The 23,506-nt window shown below is 65.0% G+C and carries 18 protein-coding genes; 5 read left to right on the top strand and 13 right to left on the bottom strand.

Annotated features, from left to right (window positions below; all coding sequences use genetic code 11):
- Position 1: 1 nt before the first annotated feature.
- Positions 2-1,966: an AMP-binding protein gene (locus tag WD006_RS00230; protein ID WP_011515119.1), complete on the bottom strand. Its 1,965-nt coding sequence runs from the start codon at positions 1,964-1,966 to the stop codon at positions 2-4.
- A gap of 256 nt (positions 1,967-2,222) precedes the next feature.
- Here WD006_RS00230 and WD006_RS00225 point away from each other — a divergent pair, with 256 nt between their 5' ends.
- Positions 2,223-2,900: a Crp/Fnr family transcriptional regulator gene (locus WD006_RS00225; RefSeq protein ID WP_024569295.1), complete on the top strand. Its 678-nt coding sequence runs from the start codon at positions 2,223-2,225 to the stop codon at positions 2,898-2,900.
- A gap of 107 nt (positions 2,901-3,007) precedes the next feature.
- Here the strand turns inward: WD006_RS00225 and WD006_RS00220 are convergent, their stop codons facing one another.
- The 4 genes from WD006_RS00220 to WD006_RS00205 all read right to left on the bottom strand — a co-directional run bounded on the left by WD006_RS00220 (position 3,008) and on the right by WD006_RS00205 (position 8,315).
- A complete protein-coding gene (locus tag WD006_RS00220) occupies positions 3,008-3,862 on the bottom strand; it encodes a 3-hydroxybutyryl-CoA dehydrogenase (protein ID WP_011515117.1) in 855 nt (284 codons plus the stop codon).
- Positions 3,863-3,918: 56 nt separating this feature from the next.
- Positions 3,919-4,356, bottom strand: a complete 438-nt coding sequence (locus WD006_RS00215; RefSeq protein ID WP_011515116.1) for an HIT family protein — start codon at positions 4,354-4,356, stop codon at positions 3,919-3,921.
- Positions 4,357-4,445: 89 nt separating this feature from the next.
- Positions 4,446-7,727, bottom strand: coding sequence for a fused isobutyryl-CoA mutase/GTPase IcmF (icmF, locus tag WD006_RS00210; RefSeq protein ID WP_029306768.1), 3,282 nt, complete (start codon positions 7,725-7,727; stop codon positions 4,446-4,448).
- A 249-nt stretch (positions 7,728-7,976) separates the two neighbouring features.
- Positions 7,977-8,315, bottom strand: a complete 339-nt coding sequence (locus tag WD006_RS00205; protein ID WP_011515114.1) for a DUF2917 domain-containing protein — start codon at positions 8,313-8,315, stop codon at positions 7,977-7,979.
- A gap of 160 nt (positions 8,316-8,475) precedes the next feature.
- On the opposite strand from WD006_RS00205, the gene WD006_RS00200 reads away from it, so the two are divergent.
- Positions 8,476-9,876, top strand: coding sequence for a PLP-dependent aminotransferase family protein (locus WD006_RS00200; RefSeq protein ID WP_029306769.1), 1,401 nt, complete (start codon positions 8,476-8,478; stop codon positions 9,874-9,876).
- Here WD006_RS00200 and WD006_RS00195 read toward each other — a convergent pair whose 3' ends face one another.
- The 3 genes from WD006_RS00195 to WD006_RS00185 form a co-directional block, all read right to left on the bottom strand.
- Positions 9,877-11,286, bottom strand: coding sequence for an amino acid permease (locus WD006_RS00195; protein WP_011515112.1), 1,410 nt, complete (start codon positions 11,284-11,286; stop codon positions 9,877-9,879).
- Between the two features lie 196 nt (positions 11,287-11,482).
- On the bottom strand, positions 11,483-13,000 hold the full coding sequence (locus tag WD006_RS00190) for a CoA-acylating methylmalonate-semialdehyde dehydrogenase (RefSeq protein WP_008641802.1): 1,518 nt from the start codon (positions 12,998-13,000) through the stop codon (positions 11,483-11,485).
- A gap of 40 nt (positions 13,001-13,040) precedes the next feature.
- Positions 13,041-14,372, bottom strand: coding sequence for an aspartate aminotransferase family protein (locus tag WD006_RS00185; RefSeq protein WP_011515111.1), 1,332 nt, complete (start codon positions 14,370-14,372; stop codon positions 13,041-13,043).
- Positions 14,373-14,662: 290 nt separating this feature from the next.
- On the opposite strand from WD006_RS00185, the gene WD006_RS00180 reads away from it, so the two are divergent.
- The gene (locus WD006_RS00180; protein WP_029306770.1) at positions 14,663-16,108 is read left to right on the top strand and encodes a PLP-dependent aminotransferase family protein; all 1,446 of its coding nucleotides are present in this window, start codon (positions 14,663-14,665) and stop codon (positions 16,106-16,108) included.
- 17 nt (positions 16,109-16,125) lie between these two features.
- On the opposite strand, the gene WD006_RS00175 is transcribed toward WD006_RS00180, so the two are convergent.
- From WD006_RS00175 to leuC, 4 genes are all read right to left on the bottom strand, one after another.
- The gene (locus tag WD006_RS00175) at positions 16,126-16,713 is read right to left on the bottom strand and encodes an acyloxyacyl hydrolase (protein WP_029306771.1); all 588 of its coding nucleotides are present in this window, start codon (positions 16,711-16,713) and stop codon (positions 16,126-16,128) included.
- A gap of 554 nt (positions 16,714-17,267) precedes the next feature.
- Positions 17,268-18,146, bottom strand: coding sequence for an alpha/beta fold hydrolase (locus WD006_RS00170; RefSeq protein ID WP_029306772.1), 879 nt, complete (start codon positions 18,144-18,146; stop codon positions 17,268-17,270).
- A 13-nt stretch (positions 18,147-18,159) separates the two neighbouring features.
- Complete coding sequence (leuD, locus tag WD006_RS00165) at positions 18,160-18,813, bottom strand: 3-isopropylmalate dehydratase small subunit (RefSeq protein WP_029306773.1); 654 nt, start codon at positions 18,811-18,813, stop codon at positions 18,160-18,162.
- Positions 18,806-20,224, bottom strand: a complete 1,419-nt coding sequence (gene leuC, locus WD006_RS00160) for a 3-isopropylmalate dehydratase large subunit (RefSeq protein WP_029306774.1) — start codon at positions 20,222-20,224, stop codon at positions 18,806-18,808. The genes leuD and leuC overlap by 8 nt, the downstream gene beginning before the upstream one ends.
- Positions 20,225-20,358: 134 nt before the next feature.
- On the opposite strand from leuC, the gene WD006_RS00155 reads away from it, so the two are divergent.
- Positions 20,359-21,285: a LysR family transcriptional regulator gene (locus tag WD006_RS00155; protein ID WP_029306775.1), complete on the top strand. Its 927-nt coding sequence runs from the start codon at positions 20,359-20,361 to the stop codon at positions 21,283-21,285.
- Positions 21,286-21,415: 130 nt separating this feature from the next.
- On the top strand, positions 21,416-22,453 hold the full coding sequence (gene dmeF, locus WD006_RS00150) for a CDF family Co(II)/Ni(II) efflux transporter DmeF (RefSeq protein ID WP_029306776.1): 1,038 nt from the start codon (positions 21,416-21,418) through the stop codon (positions 22,451-22,453).
- Positions 22,454-22,475: 22 nt separating this feature from the next.
- Here the strand turns inward: dmeF and WD006_RS00145 are convergent, their stop codons facing one another.
- Positions 22,476-23,459 (bottom strand): quinone oxidoreductase family protein, encoded by a 984-nt coding sequence (locus WD006_RS00145; RefSeq protein ID WP_029306777.1) that lies wholly within the window; start codon positions 23,457-23,459, stop codon positions 22,476-22,478.
- Between the last annotated feature and the right edge of the window lie 47 nt (positions 23,460-23,506).

The following is a 23,506-nucleotide window of genomic DNA, read 5'->3' as shown; positions in this document are numbered from 1 at the left end:
CTCACGCCGCGCGCGCGCCGCCTACGGGCGGGAAGCGCTTCACATCCACCAGCTTCAGCGTGGCCGACACGCTGCCCTCGCGCCCATCCTCGAACTTCACGCGCGTCTCGATGAACTGCTCGGGCTTGCCCGCATAGAGCGCCTCGACCAGCACGCCGTACTTCTCCGCGATGAAGCCGCGCCGCACCTTGCGCGTGCGCGTGAGTTCGTCGTCGTCCGGATCGAGTTCCTTATGCAGGATCAGGAAGCGTGCGATCTGCGACCCAGCCAGCATCGCATCGGCGGCCAGATCGGCGTTCACCTGCTCGACGCATTCGGCGATCATCGCGATCACGTCGGGCTGGGCAGCCAGGTCGACGTAGCCCGCATAGGGCAAATGGCGGCGCTCGGCCCAGTTGCCCACGGCGTCGAAGTCGATATTGATAAACGCGCAGACGCGGTCGCGGTCGGTACCGAAGGCCACCGCTTCCTTGATGTACGGGAAGAACTTGAGCTTGTTCTCGATGTACTTGGGCGCGAACATCGAGCCATCGGCCAGCTTGCCCACGTCCTTGGCCCGGTCGATGATCTTGAGGTGCCCGTCGGCATCGATCACGCCGGCGTCGCCGGTCAGGAAGTAGCCTTCGTCGTTGATCGCCTCGCGTGTGGCGTCGTCGCGCTTGTAGTAGTTCTTGAGCAGCCCCACGCCGCGCACCAGCACTTCGCCGTTTTCGGCGATGCGGATTTCCATGCCTGGGGCGGCCGGTCCCACCGTATCGAACTTGACCTGGCCGTCCGGCTGCAGGCAGACGTAAGCGCAGGTTTCGGTCTGGCCGTAGAACTGCTTCAGGTTAATGCCGATCGAGCGATAGAAGCGGAACAGGTCCGGGCCGATCGCCTCGCCCGCCGTGTAGCCCACGCGGATGCGGCTCATGCCAAGCACGTTGCGCAGCGGGCCGTAGATTAGCGCTTCACCCAGCGCATAGCGCAGCCGATCCAGCGTCGCTACCGGCCGCTTGTCGAGGATGTCCGCGCCGCAACGGCGCGCCACGTTCATCGCCCATTGAAAGAGGCGGCGCTTGATCCAGCCCGCGTCCTCCATGCGAATCATGACTTGCGTCAACAATCCTTCATAGATGCGCGGCGGCGCGAAGTAGTAGGTCGGGCCGATCTCGCGCAGATCTGTCATCACGGTCTCGCGGGACTCCGGGCAGTTCACGGTGAAGCCTGCCACCAGCGCCTGCGCGTACGAGAACAGGTTGTCGCCTACCCAGGCCATCGGCAGGTACGACAGCACGTCGTCATCGGCACCAAGGCCATCGAACTTGCAGCCGTTACGGGCCGAGCCAATCAGGCCCGCATGCGAGTGGCACACGCCCTTCGGTTTGCCAGTGGTGCCGGATGTATAGAGGATGATGGCCGTGTCTTCCGGCGCGCCGGCCTGCACTGCCGCGTCAAAGAATCCGGGGTTCGCGCGGTCGAACTCGCGGCCGATCTCCTGCACGCGTTCGTACGAAAGCAGCGACGGATGATCGTAGTCGCGCAATCCGCGTGGGTCTTCGTAGATCAGGTGGCGTACCGCGCGGCCACGCGCGGCGAGCTGCGATTCCACTTCGAGCAGCTTGTCGACCTGTTCCTGGTCCTCGACGATCGCGAACTCGATCTCCGCATCGTCGAGCACGTAGATCATCTCGTTGGCGATCGCGTCCTGGTACAGCGGCACCGGAATGCCGCCCAGCGCCTGGGCGGCGGTCATGGCCCAGTAAAGACGCGGACGGTTGTCACCGACCACGGCCAGGTTCATGCCGCGCCGGAAGCCCAGCGCCGCGAGCCCACAGGCAAGGGCCCTAACCTCGTTCGCGGTCTGCGACCAGCCATATGTCTGCCAGATACCGAGATCCTTCTCGCGATAGGCCGGATGATCGGGCCGCTGCGTGGCGTGCGCCAGCAGGCATCGCGGGAAGGTCGTTGCCGACGATTCCTGCATCGCTGTCTCCTCTCCACCATCGGACGCAGGGTTGGTTCCCTACGGGCCACGCCGGGTATCAAGCCCCCAGACCGGTCGTTATACTGGGCACGTCACATGCGGCGCTGCCGCACTGCATCATGCCTGCCTTGCCTGTTTGTGCAATCGCACCTGGATGTGCTGGCAAAGGCCGGTTCCGCGTGATCGTAAGATAGCCGATGCCATCCCCCGGGGTTGTCACGCCGATGACAATTCCGGGTTAATCCCTACGATTGAGATGACCGCCACCAACAACGACTTCATCGACCGATGCGCCTGGGCCACCAACCTGAGCCCCGAACAACGCGCGCGTGTCAAACGCGTGACTACGGTGCGCGAGTACACCCAGGGCGAGTATGTCTGCCACAAGGGCGAGATGGCCGAGCACTGGCTCGGCGTCGTGGAAGGCGTGGTCAAGATCACAACTGTCTCGCCGTCGGGCAAGTCGGTCACGTTCACGGGCGTGCCCACGGGCGGATGGTTTGGCGAAGGCGCGGTGCTCAAGCACGAGATCCGCAAGTACGACGTCATGGCGCTGCGCCGATCACGTATCGCCTTCATTCCCATCGAGACTTTTCAGTGGTTGCTGGATACCAGCCTGCCGTTCACGCGATTTCTGCTGATGCAGCTCAATGACCGGCTTGGCCAGTTCATCGCGGCGGTCGAATACGAACGGCTGCTCGACATCGATTCACGCGTGGCACGCGCCGTGTCGTCGCTGTTCAATGAGAGCCTCTATCCCGGCATTGGCACCACGCTCGAAATCTCGCAGGAGGAGATCGGACTGCTCGCAGGCATCTCGCGTCAGCGCGCGAACCAGGCCCTCAAGGTGCTGGAACAACAGGGGCTGGTGCGTGTGGATTATGGTGTGATCGAAGCACTCGATCTGGAGGGACTGCGGCAGTATGGGGAATGACGATCAGCCAGCGCTGCGCAGCCATTTCCGGTAGGCCTTTCGCCACCTTCGGCCCCTCCTCGCCGTGGCGGAAGGGGCCGGATCAGCGCGCAACGCGCGCGTGAGACTTACTTGCTGTACACGTACACGCCACGGCCCGTCTTGCGGCCCAGATAGCCTGCGGCCACCATTTCGCGCATCAGCATGGCCGGACGGTACTTCGGATCGGCGAACTCGGTGTAGAGCACTTCCATGACGGCAAGCATCGTGTCCAGACCGATCATGTCGGCCAGCGCCAGCGGACCGATCGGATGATTGCAGCCGAGCTTCATGCCTTCGTCGATTTCCTCGGGCGAGGCCAGGCCTTCACCGAGCACGCAGAACGCTTCGTTGATCATCGGGCAGAGAATGCGGTTGACCACGAAACCCGGGCTGTTCTTGACCGTGATCGGGTACTTGCCCAGACGCTTGGCGAGGTCCTCGACGTCGGCGTGCGCGGCATCGCTGGTCTGCAGGCCACGAATCAGTTCGACCAACGCCATCATCGGCACCGGGTTGAAGAAGTGCATGCCGATAAAGCGGTCCGCGCGCGACGTTACAGCGGCCAGCTTGGTGATCGAGATCGACGAGGTGTTCGATGCAACGATCACGTCGGGGCCGACGATGCCATCGATCTGCTTCAGGATCTTGACCTTCAGGTCGAAGTTTTCGGTGGCCGCCTCGATCACGATGTCGGCGCGCTTCAGATCGTCGTACGACGTGCTGCCGTGGATACGTGCCAGCGCCGCGGCCTTGTCCGCCTCGGTGGCCTTTTCCTTCTTGATCAGACGGTCGAGGCTGCCGGCCACGGTGGCGATGCCCTTCTGGACGGCGGCGTCGCTGATGTCGATCATCACCACGTCGATGCCGACCACCGCGCAGGCCTGCGCAATGCCGTTACCCATCGTGCCGGCACCAACGATGCCCACTGTCTTGATTGCCATGTCTGTCTTCCTTCCTTCAGTTTCCAGTTGTTTGGTGATTCGATTTTCGGGCGCGCTCAGCCCTTGAGCTTCGCCAGCGCGGCAATGACGCGCTCGGCGTGCTGCTTGAGCACGCCCATGTCCTGTTGCTGGCGTGCATGGCCGCGCAGCGGCTGGTCCACGTAGCGCGGCACGATATGAAAGTGGATGTGCGGCACGGTCTGGCCGGCCGCTGCGCCATTGAACTGGCTGATCACCACGCCATCGGGCTGGAAGGCCTCGCGCACGCCACGCGCGACGATCTGCGTCGCACGGATCGCCGCGGCCGCGCCGGCCTCGGACAGGCCGAACACGTCGACGGCCTGCTCCTTCGGCACCACTAGTGTGTGACCGTCTGATTGCGGCATGATGTCCATGAACGCAATCGTGTCCGCGTCTTCATAAACCTTGAAGCACGGGAGTTCGCCGCGCAGGATGCGCGCGAAGATGTTGTTGCTGTCGTACTCGGCCTGCATGGGTGTCTCGGTTTTTCAAGCGGAACGCTGAGTGTAGCCCCAGCGTCCGCCGCCGTGAACCGCCCCACCCATTATTTCCATCGACGCAATTACATATTGCGCCGGTATTGCCCACCGACCTCGAACAGCGCGTGCGTGATCTGCCCCAGCGAGCACACGCGCACGGCGTCCATCAGCACGGCAAAGACGTTCCGGTTGTCGATCACGGCCTGGCGCAGCCTTGCCAGCATCGCCTCCGCATCGGCCTGGTGCGCCCCATGGAATTCCGTCAGGCGGTGCAACTGGCTCTGCTTCTCGTCCTCGCTGGAGCGGGCCAGTTCCAGCGTTTGTGGCGTCGGGTCCCCGTTCGGATTGCGGAACGTGTTCACGCCGATGATCGGCAAGGTGCCGTCGTGCTTGAGCTGTTCGTAGTACAGCGATTCCTCCTGAATCTTGCCGCGCTGGTAGCCGGTTTCCATCGCGCCCAGCACCCCGCCGCGCTCGGCGATGCGCTCGAACTCCTGCAGCACGGCCTCCTCGACGAGATCGGTCAGTTCCTCGATCAGGAAACTGCCCTGATTCAGGTTCTCGCACTTGGCCACGCCCCATTCGCGATTGATGATCAGCTGGATCGCCAGCGCCCGGCGCACCGATTCGGCCGTCGGGGTGGTGATGGCTTCGTCATATGCGTTGGTGTGCAGCGAATTGCAGTTGTCGTAGATCGCGATCAGGGCCTGCAGCGTGGTGCGGATGTCGTTGAAATCGATCTCCTGCGCGTGCAGTGACCGGCCCGATGTCTGGATGTGGTACTTGAGCTTCTGGCTGCGGTCGTTGGCGCCGTACTTGTCGCGCATCGTCACCGCCCAGATGCGGCGTGCCACGCGGCCCAGCACGCTGTACTCCGGGTCCATGCCGTTCGAGAAGAAGAACGACAGGTTGGGCGCGAAGTCGTCGATATGCATGCCGCGCGCCAGATAGGCCTCGACATACGTGAAGCCGTTGGCCAGCGTGAAGGCCAGTTGCGAAATCGGATTCGCACCGGCTTCGGCGATGTGATAGCCCGAGATCGACACGGAGTAGAAGTTGCGCACCTGATGGTGGACGAAGTACTCCTGGATGTCCCCCATCACCTTGAGCGAGAACTCGGTCGAGAAGATGCACGTATTCTGGCCCTGGTCTTCCTTCAGGATGTCAGCCTGCACCGTGCCGCGCACGTTCTGCAGCACCCACGCGCGAATCTTCGCTTCCTCGTCGGCTGTCGGATCGCGGCCGTTATCGGCGCGGAAACGGTCGATCTGCTGGTCGATGGCCGTGTTCATGAACATCGCCAGGATCGTGGGCGCCGGGCCGTTGATCGTCATCGAGACCGACGTGGACGGGTTGGTCAGGTCGAAGCCATCGTAGAGAACCTTCATGTCCTCGAGCGTGGCGATCGACACGCCGGAGTTGCCCACCTTGCCGTAGATGTCCGGCCGCTCGTGCGGGTCTTCACCGTAGAGCGTGACCGAGTCGAACGCCGTGGACAGCCGCTTGGCCTCCATGCCTTCGGAAACGAGCTTGAAGCGGCGATTGGTGCGGAAAGCATCGCCCTCGCCCGCGAACATGCGCGTGGGGTCCTCACCCTCGCGCTTGAACGCGAACACGCCGGCCGTGTACGGGAAGCTGCCCGGCACGTTCTCGCGCATCAGCCACTTCAGGATCTCGCCTTCGTCCTCGAAGCGCGGCAGCACCACCTTGCGGATCTTGGTGCCCGACAGCGTGGTGCTGATCAGGCCGGTGCGGATTTCCTTGTCGCGAATCTTCACGACGTACTCGTCGCCGCTGTAGGCCTGCTGCATTTGCGGCCACATCGCCAGCAGCTTGCGCTCCACCGCGCCAAGCGAGACGTCGCGTTCGCTGGCCAGCGTCTCGAGCGCGGCACTCTCGTGGCCAGCGCCCTGCAGCATGTCATGCGCCGCGCGCAGTTGCTGGCGCTCACGCGCCAGTTTGCTCTGGGCGACCACGCGGCGATGGTAGGCGCGCACCGTATCGGCCAGTTCCGCCAGATACCGGCTGCGCGCAGGCGGCACGATCACATTCTGGCCGGTCGAGATCCGGCCTTCCAGATTCGGCAGCGTGCCCGGCTTCAGGCTCATGCCACGCGCGCCCAGCGCCCCCACCAGTCCCTGGTAGAGCATGGTCACGCCATCGTCATTGAAGCGCGATGCCTGCGTGCCATAGACCGGCATGTCCTCGGCCCGGCTGTGCCATTGCTCGCGGTTGCGCTGCACCTGCTTGGCCACGTCGCGCCAGGCGTCCTGCGCACCCTTGCGGTCGAACTTGTTGATGGCCACGAAGTCGGCGAAGTCGAGCATGTCGATCTTCTCGAGCTGGCTGGCCGCGCCGAATTCCGGCGTCATCACGTAGAGCGACAGGTCGACGTGCGGCACGATGGCTGCGTCGCCCTGGCCGATGCCGGACGTCTCCACGATCACGAGATCGAAACGCGCCGCCTTGCACGCGGCGATGACGTCGGGCAGCGCCTGGGAGATCTCCGAGCCAGCCTCGCGGGTGGCCAGCGAACGCATGAAGATGTTCGGGTGGTTGATCGCATTCATGCGAATGCGGTCGCCCAGCAATGCGCCACCCGATTTGCGGCGCGACGGGTCGATCGAGATCACGGCGATCGAAAGCGCGTCGTCCTGATCAAGCCGGAAGCGGCGAATCAGTTCATCGGTCAGCGATGACTTGCCCGCGCCGCCCGTGCCAGTGATGCCCAGGACCGGCACGGCAGCGGCCTTCGCCTGGGCATGCAGTGCGCTGACCAGTTCCGGGTCCGCCTTGCCGTTCTCGAGCGCGGTAATCAGTTGCGCCAGCGCGCGGCGGTCGCCGGCGACCACGGTGTCGAGCGTAGTGGGTGCGTAGCGCGTCAGGTCGATATCGCAACGCTGCGCCATGTCGGTGATCATGCCGGCCAGCCCCATGCGCTGGCCGTCCTCGGGACTGTAGATGCGGGCCACGCCGTAGGCCTGGAGCTCGCGAATCTCGTCCGGCACGATCACGCCGCCGCCGCCGCCGAACACCTGGATGTGCTCGCCGCCGTGCTCGCGCAGCAGATCGATCATGTACTTGAAGTATTCGACGTGCCCGCCCTGGTAGCTGGAGATGGCGATGCCCTGCACGTCTTCCTGCAGCGCGGCCGTGACGACCTCTTGCACGGAGCGGTTGTGGCCGAGGTGGATGACTTCACACCCCTGCGACTGAAGGATGCGCCGCATGATGTTGATCGACGCGTCGTGGCCGTCGAACAGCGACGCCGCGGTGACAAAGCGCACCTTGTTGGCCGGTCCCCGGCCAGGCACTGCCGGCGGCTTGGCGGCCGCGGTCCTGCTCACATCAGAAAGATCAGTCATTGTCTCCACCGCTCTGTTTTGTGGCTGGCTGCCGCACGCCGGTGGTTCTGACGACCACGTTGACGAGGGCCGGACGATTATATGACGTTTACGTTAACGTAAGGCAAGGCGCGCGCGTAAGCCTCGGTCGCCATGGCGGCATCGTCGCACAGAGGAGGGACTGGGTGAAGCGGCGTGATGGCCACGGACGCCCGCCAGGCGGGCGTCGGGGTCCAGACAGTAAAGCCGTAGCGGCGAATCAGGGGCGGATCAGGCGCTGATCCGCGGGCAGTCGCCGAAGGCGGCGGTCTTGTGTTCGCCCCAGCGGCGGGCAAACTGGCGGGTGATGAAGACCGCGCGCCGCAACGACCACGGCGCGGGGGATTCGGTCAGCAGGAACCGCGACCCGGGTGCGTCGCCCGACAGCCAGACGCGCGTGCCTTCCGGCAGCGTCATGACATCGCCGGGCCGCAGCCAGATATCGGCCAGATGCCCTTCCACGGTCAGCCACAACCGGCCTTCCAGCGCGGTGACGCTGTGGCCGTGCCGGGCACGCCACGTCACGGGTTGGTCGGGTTCTTCAAGCTCAAATGTCCTGAGTTCGCGCATGGGTGTCTCCTGATCTTGCCGGCGCGACGGTGAGGATTCCGGTGACGCCGCGCCACGCTTCCATTATTCATGGCGCGGACTACAATCCCATGCACAGTTCCGAACAGTTTTCATTGAACTGTTCAGTAGTTTTTGCTGACAGTTGCCGCTGCCGCCTCCTATGAGACTCCTACTAGACCCCTCCACCGGCGTACCGCTGACCGAACAGATCGTGCTGGGCGTGAAGGCCTGGATCAGCTCGCGGGAAGCGCTGCCTGGCGCGCGTCTGCCGTCGATCCGGCAAATGGCCGCCGAGCACGGCATCAGCCGTTTTCCGGTTATCGAGGCCTACGACCGCTTGGTCTCGCAGGGATTGGTCGATTCGCGGCAAGGCTCGGGCTTCTACGTCGCGGACAGCACGCTGGCCGGGCGCAGTGGGCGCGGCTGGTCCGACCCGAGTCTGGCCGAGGACCTGTCGCTCCATATCATCGACCAGTTCCACCACCCCAGTGGCACGCTGAAGCTGGCTGGCGGCTTCGTGCCCGAGGAATGGCGCGACGTGGAGGGCCTGACGCAGGCCATTCGCCACATCACGCGCCACGACATCGACAGCGTGATCCACTACGCCACGCCGCTGGGTCATCCGGAACTGCGCAAGCAGGTGCTGACGCGCGTGCGGCAGGTCGGCATCCAGGCCGAGTTGTCTCAGATCCTGATCACGACGGGCGCAAGCCAGGCGCTCGACCTCGTGGCGCGCCACCTGCTCAAGCCCGGCGATACCGTGTTCGTGGAAGACCCCGGCTACTACAACCTGTTCGGCTTGCTGCGCATGCAGGGCGTGCAGCTCGTGGGCGTGCCGCACACGCCGAACGGGCCTGACCCCGAGGCCTGCGAGCGCCTGCTGCGTGATCACAAGCCGAAGCTGTTCTTCACGAACAGCGTGCTGCAGAACCCCACCGGCTCGACGCTGGCGCCACCGGTGGCATTCCGGCTGCTCGAACTGGCGCGCAAGCACAACTTCCGTTTCGTGGAAGACGACATCTTCTCGGACTTCCAGCTCAACTTCACCGACCGGCTGGCCACGCTCGACCAGCTCGAGCACGTGATCTACGTTGGCGGGTTTTCGAAGACGGTGTCGGCGGCGCTGCGCGTGGGCTACATCGTCGCAGACAAGGCGCTGGTCAAGGACCTGATCGACGTGAAGGTGCTGACGAGCGTGGCGGGCTCCCATTTCGCCGAAGCCGTCACCGCGACGATGCTGGAGCGCGGCAACTACCGCAAATACGTGGAGCGGCTGCGCGTACGCACGCGCGAAGTCACGGCCGATGTGGTCAAGCTTCTGGGTCAGTACAACTGGGACGTGTTCTGCGAGCCGGCAGGCGGCAATTTCCTGTGGGCGCGTCCGCGCGGCATCGAGGACTCGCGCGAACTCGTCGCGCTGGCCGAAAACCACGGCGTGGCGCTGGCGCCGGGACACTTCTTTCGCCCCGGCGGCGAGACCACGGCGTGGGTGCGCATCAACTCGGCCTACGCGAGCGATCCCCGCGCACGCGCGTTCCTCGAGGACGCCGGCAGCCGCTGATCAGCCCTCGGCGTCGCCGCCGTGGTTGTGCAGCACCGCGTTGCGGCGCGAGTAAGCGAAGTAAATGATCAGACCCAGCCCGATCCAGCACAGGAATGCAATCCAGGTCAGCGCCTGCAGATGGGCCATCAGGAACAGGCAGAAGCCAACGGCCAGCAGCGGCACCACGGGCACGCCCGGGCAGCGGAAGCCGCGCCGCAAATCTGGGCGCGTGCGGCGCAACACAAGGATCGCGATCGAGATCAGCGTGAACGCGGCCAGCGTGCCGATGTTGATCAGTTCGGCCAGTACGTTCAGCGGCACGAAGGCGGCGATCGCCGCGAACACGATGCCGACGGTCCACGTGGCCGTGTACGGCGTTGCATGAACCGGGTGCACCGTCGATAACGCTTCCGGCAGCAACCCGTCGCGCGACATGGCGAAGATGATCCGCGTCTGCCCGTAGGTCATCACCAGAATCACGGTGGTCATGCCGAGGATGGCGCCCAGATCAACAAACCCGGCCACCCAGTTCTGCCCCGCGTATTGCAGCGCCAGCGACACCGGATGGTCAACGCCCTCGAACTTCATGAATGGCACGATGCCGGTCATGATGGCTGCCACGGTCACGTAAAGGATGGTGCAAACCGCCAGCGAGCCGATGATGCCGATCGGCAGGTCACGGCGCGGGTTGCGCACTTCCTCGGCGGCCGACGTCACCGCATCGAACCCGATGAACGCGAAGAAGACGAGCGCGGCGGCGTTGAAGACGCCGGTCATGCCGAACGGCGCGAACGGCTGCCAGTTGGCGGGCTTCACGTGCCAGACGCCGACGGCGATGAACAGCAGCACGACGCCGATCTTGATCGCCACCATCACGTTGTTGAGTCGCGCCGACTCCTTGACGCCGTATGAAACGATCCAGGTGATCGCCAGCATGATCAGGCAGGCGGGCAGGTTGAACAGCGTGTGTTCACCGGGCACCGCGCCCGGCGCGGCAGTCAGCACGGTCGGCAGATGGATGCCGAACCCGGCGATCAGCGACTGGAAGTAGCCGGACCACCCTACTGACACCGCCGACGTGGCCAGCCCGTACTCGAGCAGCAGGTCCCAGCCAATCATCCACGCCACGATCTCGCCGAGCGTGGCGTAGCTATACGTGTAGATCGAACCCGATACGGGGATCGCGGAAGCGAACTCCGCATAGCACAGCGCCGCGAAGCCACAGGCCATGGCCGCGATCACGAACGACACCGTCAGCGCGGGGCCCGCGGTCAGCGCCCCGGTGCCAGTCAGCACGAAAATCCCGGTGCCGATGATGGCCCCGATACCCATCAGCACCAGATCCACCGCCCCCAGCACCTTTCGCAATCCGTCGTGCTCGCTGACTTCCAGCATGGCGTCGATGTTTTTGGTGCGAAAGAGACTCATGGCGCGGCTCCGGCAGAAAGTCCGTGTAAGGACTATAGGTTGTGCGGAATCCGCCGGCGGTTTGGGCTGCGCATCTTTTGAACGGCAGCGGCGCCAGCGAAAGGGCGGCATGATACTCGCAAAAGAAACTCGCCAAAAAAAGGGCGCCCCCTAAGGGACGCCCGATCCAACCGACAGTCGCCGTGCGCTGACGCCGTTACTTCGCCACCGGCATCGTGAACTCCGCACCCTTGGCGATGCTGTCCGGCCAGCGTTGCATCACGCTCTTGTAGCGTGTGTAGAAGCGCACACCTTCCTCGCCGTAAGCGTGGTGATCGCCGAACAGCGAGCGCTTCCAGCCACCGAACGAATGCCACGCCATCGGCACCGGAATCGGCACGTTGATGCCGACCATGCCCACCTGGATCTGACGCGCGAAAGCGCGTGCGATGCCGCCGTCGCTGGTGTAGCACGACACGCCATTGCCAAACTCGTGGCGATTGATCAGATCCACCGCCTCGGCAAAGTCGTGCACGCGTACCACTGACAGCACCGGACCGAAGATCTCTTCCTTGTAGATCGTCATGTCCGGCTTGACGTTGTCGAACAGCGTGCCACCGACGAAGAAGCCGTTCTCGTGACCGTCCACCTTGTGGCCGCGGCCATCGGTCACCAGCTTCGCGCCTTCGGCCACGCCCTTGGCGATATAGCCCTCGACCTTCGCCTTGTGCGCGGCGGTCACCAGCGGACCCATTTCGGCGTCGTCCTCCATGCCGTTGCGGATCTTCAGCGTGGCCGCGCGCTCGGCCAGACGCGGCACCAGACGGTCGGCCACGTCGCCAACGGCCACGGCCACCGAGATCGCCATGCAGCGCTCACCGGCGGAACCGTACGCCGCGCCAACCAGCGCGTCCACGGCCTGATCGAGATCGGCGTCGGGCATCACCACCAGGTGGTTCTTCGCGCCGCCCAGCGCCTGCACGCGCTTGCCGTGCTTCGTGCCTTCCGTGTAGATGTACTCGGCGATCGGCGTGGAACCGACGAACGACAGTGCCTGCACGTCCGGGTGCGCCAGCAGCGCGTCGACGGCGACCTTGTCACCCTGCACCACGTTGAACACGCCATCGGGCAGACCGGCCTGCTTGAGCAGATCGGCGATCAGCAGGCTCGGCGACGGATCTCGCTCGGACGGCTTCAGCACGAACGTGTTGCCACACGCCAGGGCCACCGGGAACATCCACATCGGCACCATGACCGGGAAGTTGAACGGCGTGATGCCGGCCACCACGCCCAGCGGCTGGCGCAGGTTCCAGTTGTCGATGCCACCGCCGATGTTGTCGGTGAAGTCGGTCTTGAGCAGGTTGGGGATGCCGCAGGCGAATTCCACCACCTCGATACCGCGCGTCACTTCACCCTTGGCATCGGAAAACACCTTGCCGTGCTCACGCGTGATCAGCGCGGCCAGGTCGTCGTGATGGCGGTCGAGCAGTTCCTTGAACTTGAACAGGATGCGGGCGCGGCGCAGCGGCGGCATCTCCGCCCATGCCGGGGCCGCGGCCTTGGCGGCGGCGACTGCTGCCGCCACGTCATCGGCTGAGCCCATGGCCACGCGCGCAGCCACTTCGCCCGTGGCGGGGTTGAACACATCGGCAAAGCGGTCCGTGCCCGCACGGCGCACGGTTCCGCCAACGTAGTGATGGATTTCGGCGATCTGCCGGTTTTCTGCAATGTTCACTGCGGTCTTCCTCGTTGTCTCTGGCGCTCTGGGGCGGGTCTTACTTGATGCTATGCAAGGCTTGGCGCACGGTGTCGAACATTTGGTCGATCTCGGCCTCCGAAATGATCAGCGGCGGCGAGAACGCCAGGATATCGCCCGTGTAGCGTACCAGCAGACCCAGCTCCAGGCATTTCAGGAATGCCTCGTAGGCACGTGCGCCCGGCGCGCCGGGGCGCGATTCCAGTTCCACGCCCGCCACCAGGCCAAGGTTGCGGATGTCCTTCACATACGGCGCACCACGCAAGCCGTGGACGGCCGACTCGAACTTCGGCGACATCTCGGCCGCGCGTTCGAACAGCTTGTCGCGCTTGTAGATGTCGAGCGTGGCGATACAGGCCGCCATCGCCAGCGGATGGCCCGAGTACGTGTAACCGTGCGGCAGCTCGATGCCACCTTGCGGCGTGGCGTTGATCACCGCGTCATGTACTTCGCGGCGCACGGCCACGGCGCCCATCGGCACGGCGGCGTTGTTGATGGCCTTGGCCATGGTGATCAGGTCCGGCGTCACCTTCAGACGCTCGGCGCCGGTTGCGGCGCCCAGGCGGCCGAACGCGGTGATCACTTCGTCGAAGATCAGCAGGATGCCGTGCTTGCTGGTGATCTCGCGCAGTTTTTCCAGATATCCGACCGGCGGAATCAGCACGCCGGCCGAACCGGCCATCGGCTCCACGATCACAGCGGCGATGTTCGAGGCATCGTGCAGCGCGACCAGCCGCTCGAGTTCATCGGCCAGATGGGCGCCCCATTGCGGCTGGCCCTTCGAGTACGCGGCCTCGGCGATGTTCAGCGTGGCCGGCAGGTGATCGGTGCCGGGCATCACATTGGCCGACCACATCTTGCGGTTCGGCCCGATACCGCCAACGCCCATGCCGCCGAAGCCCACGCCGTGGTAGCCGCGCTCGCGGCCGATGATGCGCGTGCGCTGGCCTTCGCCACGGGCACGGTGATAGGCCAGCGCGATCTTCAGCGCGGTATCGACCGATTCGGAACCGGAGTTCGTGAAGAAGATGCGGTCCAGCCCCTGCGGCATCAGCGACGCCACCTTGGTCGCCGCTTCGAATTCGAGCGGGTGGCCCATCTGGAACGGCGGCGCGTAGTCGAGCGTGGCGGCCTGTTGCGCGATCGCCTCGACGATTTCCTTGCGGGCGTGGCCCGCGGCCACGCACCAGAGGCCGGCGCAACCGTCCAGGATCTGGCGACCGTCATGGGTCGTGTAGTACATGCCGCTGGCCGATACCAGCAGGCGCGGCGCGGACTTGTACTGGCGATTGGCCGTAAAGGGCATCCACAGGGATTCGAGATCGGGGATCACGGTCTTGGCGGCGTCCATACATTCTCCTGATGGCGGTGTGAGGCGGTGTGGGGCGGAGCCGGGCTCATTTCGGGAGTTCGGCCACGGTTTCGGGCAACTCTACCGGCGAGGTCTGGCATCAAGAATATACGGTCGCGAGATCGACGCCGTACCGTACAGTTTAGGAAGCTCAAACCGTACAGGTACATCACATCACACGGCGCGAGCAGAAGGCCCCGTGCTGGCACTGGAATAAGGACTCACGCTGCAACGCATCAATCCGCCGTACCCGCTACACTGTACAGGTTTCGTTCTCTTGCGGGCGTCGAATGCTCAACCTGAACCTTGTTCGCAGCCGCCGTGGCGGCGAGACGCTGACCGAACAGATCGTCGCCGGCATCGCCGCGCTCGTGGACAGCCGGGCCCTGCGGGCCGGCGCGTTGCTCCCGTCGGTGCGTCGCTTCGCCCAGCAACACGATGTCAGCACCTTCACCGTAGCCGAGGCCTATGGCCGGCTGACAGCGCTCGGGTATCTCGCGGCCCGCCCCGGCTCCGGCTACACGGTGGCACACCGGCACGCCCCAGCCGGCCATGCGCGCGTGCCGCACTGGGAAGCCCCGGGACTCAACGCGGCCTGGCTGCTTTCCGACGTATTCGCCGACCACTCCGTGCCGATCAAGGCAGGGGCCGGCTGGCTGCCCGGCGACTGGCTCAACGAGGAAGGATTGCATCAGGCCATGCGCAGCGCGGCGCGCGTGCCGGCCGCGCAGGTGTCTGGATACGGCCATCCCTATGGCTTCGGCGCGCTGCGCGAGCATATCGCCGCGCACCTGAGCCAGTACGGCATTCCGGCGCAATCGCAACAGGTGGTGCTGACCCAGGGCGCCACGCAGGCGCTGGATCTGGTCGTGCGCACACTGTTGCGCCCCGGCGACACGGTACTGGTGGAGTCGCCGTGCTACTGCAATCTGCTGCAGATCCTTCGGCTGGCGGGCCTGCGCGCGATCGGCGTGCCGCGCACGGCTGCGGGCCTCGACACGGACGCGCTCGAAGACGCCATTCGCCAGCACTCGCCGCGTGCGTTGTTCATCAACACGGTGCTGCAGAACCCCACCGGCGCGAGCCTGACCAGCATGAACGCGTTCCGCGTGTTGCAGATCGCGGAGCAGCACCGGCTACTGGTGGTGGAAGACGACATCTATCGCGAACTGGCGCCGGCCGGGTCGCCGATGCTCGCGGCAATGGACGGGCTCTCGCAGGTGGTCTATGTGAACGGTTTCTCGAAGACGATCGCGCCGTCGCTGCGCGTCGGCTATCTGGCCGCAAGCCCGGATCTGGCCAAGGCCTTCGCACGCACGAAGATGGCCGTGGGACTGACGTCCTCGGAAGTGACCGAGCGGCTCGTGTATTCGGTCCTGACCAGCGGGCACTATGGCCGGCACGTGGCGGCGCTCGCCGAGCGGCTACGCGCCCAGCAGGATCTGGTGACCGAGAAGATGGACGCGCACGGCCTGGAGGTCCTGCTGCGCCCCGAAGGCGGGATGTTCGCGTGGGCACGCATGCGAGAAGCCGACGGGCCCGCGCCGTCGGGCAACCGGCTGGCCACGCTTGCGCTGGAACACGGCATCTGGCTGGCGCCGGGCGCCTACTTCGAGCCCGGCGAAGCCGATTCGCCCTGGATTCGCTTCAATGTGGCGACCAGCGACGCACCGCAGCTGTGGGACTTCTTCGATGCGGTACGCAGCGATCAGGGCGCGTTGGCGCGCGCCGCCTGATCAGCCGGCCGTCAGAATCAGAAGCGATAGCGCACGTACCCGGTGTACAGGTTGGTGCCCGGGTTCGGTTCCTTGATGCCGGCGTTCGAGATGTGCTGGAAGCGCATGCCCACTTCGGTCGCGGCATTCTTGCCGAACCCCACACCCAGGCCGACCATGTCGCCAAACTGGAAGGCTGTGCTGAAATTGTGCTGGTCTGACGTCGATGTGTGCGTCAGCAGGCGCAAACCCACGCCGGCTTCCAGGAACGGCACAAAGTAGCCGCCGCGCTTTTCCACACGCAGGATCGGCGTCAGGCCGAACTCCATCAGGTTCTGGCGATTGGTGCCGCTGCGCGCGTCCCAGTAGCCCATATTGGCTTCCGCCTGCAGCCTGAACAGCCAGCCATCGGGATTGCCGTACTGGATCGGCGTGTTGAAGTTGACCGCGATTTCGTACTTGTTGATGCCATGGTCGGTATCGCGCGCGAACGCGGCCTGCACGGCGGGGTGCGCCCAACCAACCAGTTCCTCGGCGCTGGCCGCCGAACTGGCGCCCGCCACCAGCGCGGCAATGGCCAGAAGGCGGGCGGAGGGTAGCTTGCGGGAGAGATTAGCGGGGGGCATGTGATGTTCTTGTTGTTCTGTCTTCTTGTTCATGGACATGGAAGAGAGATTGGCTCGGCAACGGACATCGAAGGGAACTGCATAGGCAGCCATGCCGGCTGAAGCACTCTACCGCTCAGAGGCGGTCAAGCCCAGAGTCGCTCCACCAACCAGCTCGCGGCGACACAGATTCCGAGCCAGACGGCAAGACAGCTTGCAATAAATCGGTACGTCATTGTGAAAACTAACAGCAGTAAAGGGGTCTTGGAATGAATTTTTGCTGCGCATTATACATCCATTCATGAATGTATGTTTGCGCAGGTTGTCGCGCACGTTGACACGACAACATCCGACTCATCAAAGAATCACCTGGCCGCCATCATGCCAGCGTAGGACATATGCTGCACAGCAGCGGTTAAACATGAATATCAAAAAAATTGGAGATAGTGCGAGGCGGGATATGGTGGGGCCTACGCGGGCGCGATCGGCGCGAGTCACACGCTGATGCCGATTATCCCTCTCCCGGCTGACTGCGGGAGAAGGATAAACATCGCGGAATCAACAGGTTGCCGCGCTCAGGCGCGCAGGAACGGGAGCACTTCCGCCAGCAGTTGCTCCGGGATTTCCTCGGCGATGTAGTGGCCGCATGGCAGTGCGCGACCAGTCACACGGCGGGCGACCTTGCGCCATTCTTCAAGTGGCTGAAAACACTTTCCGACAGCCCCGTCGGCTCCCCACAACGCCAGCATCTCGCATTCGATCATGCGGCCAGCCTCGATATCGGCGCGGTCGTGATCGAGATCGATGCCCGCGCTGGCGCGATAGTCCTCGCACAGTCCATGCGCCGCGCCCGGCTGGCGCAGCCCGCGCAGGTATTCGGCCAGCGCCTCTTCCGTGAACGGCGCCAGGCCGGCGCTGCGGCTACCCATGGTCTGGCGCAGGTAAAGCTCGGGGTCGGCCTCGATCAGGGTCTCCGGGAACGGCGCGGGACGGATCAGGAAGAACCAGTGATAGTAGGCCCGGGCAAACGCCTCGATGGTCTGCGCGTACATCGCCAGCGTCGGGGCGATATCGAGCGTCACGAGCTTCTCCACGGCCTGCGGATGATCGACGGCCAGCCGGTGCGCCACGCGCGCGCCGCGGTCGTGAGCGAGCACGCGGAAACGTTCGAAGCCGAGTGCCCGCATCACCGCCATCTGATCGGCCGCCATTGTCCGCTTGCTGTAGTTGCTGTGGTCGGGCAGACCCGCCGGCTTGTCGCTATCGCCGTAGCCACGCAGATCGGTGGCCACCACCGTGAAATGCCGGGCCAGTTCACCGGCCACCTTGTGCCAGATCACATGGGTCTGCGGATGGCCGTGCAACAGCAGCAGCGGCGGACCTTCTCCGCCGACCACCGCATGGATCGCCACGCCGTCGTGATCAATGCGCTGGGTCGTGAATCCTTCGAACATCGTATCTCCTCCGTCAGCCAGCCATGCGGCCGAGCCGTGCCATGGTAGTCGCGGCCACGTCGCGTAGCCAGCGGTTGTCCGCGTGGTGCCGGCTTGCGAATGTCGCAATCGCATCGGCATGCGTCAACGACATGCCGATGACATCGAGGCCGAGCCGGAACATGTCGAGGTGGCGCGGAGAGAGCGAGAACGACTTGGCGAAGTCGCCGGCATTGACCGTCATGGTCGACAGGTCGATACGGATCGACGCCGGCGCCACGGGGTCACTCACGGCCGCCATGATCTGGTCGACATCCGCCTGCGGCAGCGCCACCAGCAACAACCGGTTGTTCATCGCGTTCGAGTAGAAGATCTCGCCGAAGCTCGGCGCGATGACCGCGCGGATGCCATATTGCTGCAGCCCCCAGACCGCGTGCTCACGGCTCGAACCGCAGCCGAAGTTCGGCCCGGCGACCAGCACGCGCGTGTCGCGCCACGCCGGCTGGTTCAGCACGAAGTCCGCACGCGGGGCGCCGTTCGCGTCGAAACGCATGTCGTGAAGCAGCCCGCGGTCGAGCCCCGCCTTGTCGATGCCACGCAGGAACTGCTTCGGCATGATCTGGTCGGTATCCAGGTTCGGCAGCGGTAGTGGCGCGCCGACACCTTCGATCGTCGTGATGTCATCCATGTTGGATCTCCAGTTCCCGCACGTCGGTGATACAGCCGGTAACGGCTGCGGCGGCTGCCATGGCCGGGCTCATCAGGTGCGTGCGTCCGGCACGGCCCTGGCGGCCCTCGAAGTTTCGGTTGGTGGTCGACGCGCAGCGCTCGCCCGGCGCCAGCACGTCGTCGTTCATCGCGAGGCACATCGAACAGCCTGGCTTGCGCCATTCGAATCCAGCATCGATCAGCAAGGCCGCGATGCCCTCGGCTTCAGCCTGATCGCGCACGGCGCCGGAGCCCGGCACCACCATTGCACGTACGCCCGGCGCCACCCTGCGACCGCGTACCACGGCGGCCACCTGGCGCAAGTCCTCGATGCGGCCATTCGTGCAGGAGCCGATAAACACCCGCTGCACAGGCAGCCCCTGCAGCGACACGCCGGGCGTCACGCCGATGTACTCAAGCGCGCGCTCGGCGGAGACGCGGGCGATGCTGTCCCCGGCGTCGGCCGGCTGCGGCACCGTGGCGCTCACGGGAATCGCCTGATCCGGGCTCGTGCCCCAGGTGACGAACGGCTCCACCGCAGCGGCATCGAATGCCAGTTCGAGATCGAAGCCGGCATCGGCATCCGACCGCAGCCCGGCCCATGCCCGGCGCGCGGTTTCGGCCATGTCGGCGTCGATGTCTGGTGCCCGGCGCAGGACATAGTCGATCGACGTGGCATCGGGCGCGATCAGTGCCCCGCGCGCGCCCGCCTCCACGGTCATGTTGCACAGGGTCATGCGCGCTTCCATCGACAACGCACGGATCGTGCTGCCCGTGAACTCCACCGCGTAGCCACGCGCGCCCTGCGCGCTGATACGCGCGATGATGTGGAGGATCAGGTCTTTCGAAGTCGTGCCCGATGGCAGCGGGCCATCCACGCGGATACGCATGTCGCGCGCCAGCCGGTAGACCAGCGTCTGCGTGGCCAGCACGTGCTCCACCTCGGAGGTGCCGATACCGAAGCCCAGCGCGCCGAATGCGCCGTAGGTGGTGGTATGGCTGTCGCCGCAAAGCACGACCATGCCGGGCCGGATCATGCCGTGCTCGGGCGCGATGACATGCTCGATACCCTGCAGCGGATCATTGGTGTCGAACAGCGGAATACCGTGCAGGTCGCAATTACGTTTCAGGTTGCGAGCCTGCAGCGCCGAGGCGGGATCCTGGATCACGCGCGGGGATTCCGCGTGCGTCGGGATGATGTGATCGACCACGGCCAGGTTCTGGCCCGGCGCCGCCACCTTGCGGCCCTGCTCGGCGAGCCCGGCGAACGCCTGCGGACTCGTGTACTCGTTCATGATGTGGAGATCCGCGTACAGCAGCACGTTGTCCGCATCGAGCGTGACGACCGTGTGCGAGTCCACGAGCTTCTGATATAGCGTGCGACCGGTCATGGCATTGGCTGGGTGAATGCAATTCGAATGAATGAATGCACGCAGTCTAATCGCGGAATCCATCGCTATAATTTCGCCAAATTACTTACATTCGTGCCTTTAATTCACGAATGCATCACGAATAATCGGCCGCCATGGATGCCTTCTCCGATCTCGCGTTCTTCGTGTTGCTCGTCAAGCGCGGCAGTCTTGCCGGCGCGGCGCAGCAGCTTGGCGTCACGCCATCGGCGACCAGCAAGCGGCTGGCGGCGCTTGAGGCACGCCTGGGGGTGCGGCTGCTGAATCGCACCACGCGGCGACTGTCGGTCACGCCGGAGGGCGAGGCATATCTGGCCCAGGGTGGAAGAATCCTGGCCGAGCTCGACGAGCTGGAGCAGGGCTTGCGTGGCAGCCGCGTGGCGCCGCGCGGCCTGCTGCGCGTCAACGGCACGCTCGGGTTCGGACGCCGCCACCTGGCACCCGCCATCGGTGATTTTCTCGTGGCCTGTCCCGATATCGAAGTGCAGCTTCAGTTGACTGACCGCGCGCTGAATCTGGCCGAGGAAGGCTACGACGTCGGCATCCTGGTGGGCGACCTGCCCGACGCCCGCCTCAACGCCCGACGGCTCGCGCTCAATAGCCGGCTCCTGTGCGCATCCCCCGCCTACCTCGCCCGCCACGGCGAGCCCGCCTCGCCACGCGCGCTGACGCAGCATCGCTGCATCGTGATCCGCGAAAGCGAGGCCGCATACGGCACCTGGCACCTCCAGCACCAGCAATCCGCCGCACGGCAGGAGACGGTCAAGGTACGCGGCATGGCGGCGACCAACGATGGCGAGGTGGCCGTCAACTGGGCGCTGCAGGGCCACGGCATCGTGCTGAGGTCCGAATGGGAGGTCGCGCCACTGCTGCGCTCGGGACGGCTGCGGCAAGTGTTGCCGGATTGGTCCGCGCAGGCCGCCGACATCCATGCGGTGTATCTGTCTCGTGACAAGCTCTCGGCACGCGTACGCGCATTCGTCGACTTCCTCGCCGAGCGCTTCGGCCACTACGACCCCGCCGCGCCATATCACGGGTGGTAGCTCCCCGTTGGTAGCCGACTGCAGCCGGGCAGCCATGTCGACGGCAGGGATGAAGGCCCTGTCGACCGCCCATGCTGCTACCCTTCGCGCATACTTCAAACCCGATCCAACCCATCCGGACTGCACCGCCGTGCACACGCAAAACCTCTCCGCGTGGACCCACTCCCACGTGTTCGACGCAGGCAACCAGGCGGCCGAACGCGGCACGCGGCTAGTCATGTGGATCACGCTGGCGATGATGATCGTCGAAATCGCCGCGGGTCTCGTCTTCAACTCGATGGCACTGCTAGCCGATGGCTGGCACATGAGCTCGCACGCACTGGCCATCGGCCTGTCCGCGTTCGCCTATGCGGCGGCCCGCCGGCTGTCGCAGGATGGCCGATTCTCTTTCGGAACCTGGAAGATCGAAGTTCTCGCCGCATTCGCCAGCGCCATCTTCCTGCTTGGCGTCGCTGGCCTGATGGTGTTTGGCTCGGTCGAGCGGCTGCTCACTCCCCAGCCGATTCACTATCAGGAGGCGATGGCGATCACCGCGATCGGCCTGATCGTCAACCTGGCTTGTGCGTTGATCCTCGGCGGCGCGCACCACGGCCATGATCACGGGCACGACCACGGCCATCAGGCGCACGGGCATGATCACCACGATCATGGTCATGGTCATGGTCACGGCGGTCACGACGATCATGGCCACCGCCATCACGACATCAACCTGCGTTCGGCCTATCTGCACGTGGTGGCCGATGCCGCCACCTCGGTATTGGCGATCGTTGCATTGGCGGGTGGCTGGTGGCTGGGATGGAGCTGGCTCGATCCGGTGATGGGTCTGGTCGGCGCGGTGTTGGTAGGCCGCTGGGCCATCGGCCTGATGCGCCAGAGCGGGACGGTGCTGCTCGATCGCGAGATGGATCACCCGGTGGTCGAAGAAGTACGCGAAGTGCTGGCGCAGTTCTCGCACGGCGAGGACGGCACGCGCGTGGCCGACCTGCACGTCTGGCGCGTGGGCCGTGAAAAATTCGCGTGCATCGCCAGCCTGGTCACCCACGACGCCAGCCTGACGCCGCAGCGCGTGCGGCACGCGCTATCGATACACGATGAACTCGTGCACGTGAGCGTCGAAATCAATCAATGCGACGATGGCCACGCGGCGCATCGCGGCCACCGTCACTAGGCGGCAAACCCGCTCAGGTCACTCAGGGCAGCAGCAGGATCGCGCCGGTAGTCGCCCGGCCTTCGGCAGCCTCGTGCGCGCGCGCCACGTCCGCCAGCGGAAAGCGCGCGCCAATCTGGACCTTCACGTGACCGGCGGCGATGGCATCGAACAGGTCCTTCGCATTGGCGCGGAAACGTGTTGCATCAGCGTTGTGCGGGAACACCGAGGGCCGCGTCAGGTACAGGCAGCCCTTCTTGTTGAGCAACTCGGGCTCGATGGCAGGCGCCGGGCCGGACGCGCCGCCGTAGAGCACCACCATGCCGAAGGTCTGCGCGCAATCGAGCGAGCCGAGGAAGGTGTCCTTGCCCACGGCGTCATAGACTACGTTCACGCCGCGCCCCTCGGTGGCGTCACGCACCTGCTTGACCCAATCGCCATGGCTGTAGTCGATCGCGACGTCGCATCCCACGGCGCGGGCAATTTCGCATTTTGCCGCCGACCCGGCCGTGCCGATCACGCGGGCGCCCAGCGCCTTCGCCCAGCCACTCAGGATCTGCCCGACGCCCCCTGCCGCCGCGTGCACGAGTACCGTGTCGCCCGGCTTCACCGCGTAGGTATGGCGGACCAGGTACTGCGCGGTCATGCCCTTGAAGATCACGGCCGCGGCCTGCTCGTCGCTGATCGCATCCGGCAGCTTCACAAGCTTGTCCACGGGGATATTGCGCCCTTCGGCGTAGGCGCCGAGTCCGGCGTTCATGTAGGCCACGCGATCGCCGACCGCGACATCGGTCACACCATCGCCAATCGCCTCGACCACGCCGGCGGCCTCATGGCCCAGACCCGTGCCGACCGGCAGTGGATAGGTGCCGCGCCGCTGGTAGACGTCGATGAAATTGAAACCGATTGCGGTATGCCGCACGCGCGCCTCGCCCGCCGCTGGTGGCGGCAATTCGACGGACTCGAGCCGCATCACTTGCGGCAAACCAAATTCGTGAAGGCGGACGGCGCGGACGGTGGTTGGCATGGGGGCTCCTCGATGCTCGTGCGAATTGCGGAGACCCGATTATTGAC

It is taken from the genome of Cupriavidus sp. Met-2, from assembly GCF_049843575.1.
Classification (GTDB): domain Bacteria; phylum Pseudomonadota; class Gammaproteobacteria; order Burkholderiales; family Burkholderiaceae; genus Cupriavidus; species Cupriavidus metallidurans.
Note: the sequence above shows the minus strand (reverse complement) of the source record. Positions and strands in the feature narration are given on the sequence as shown.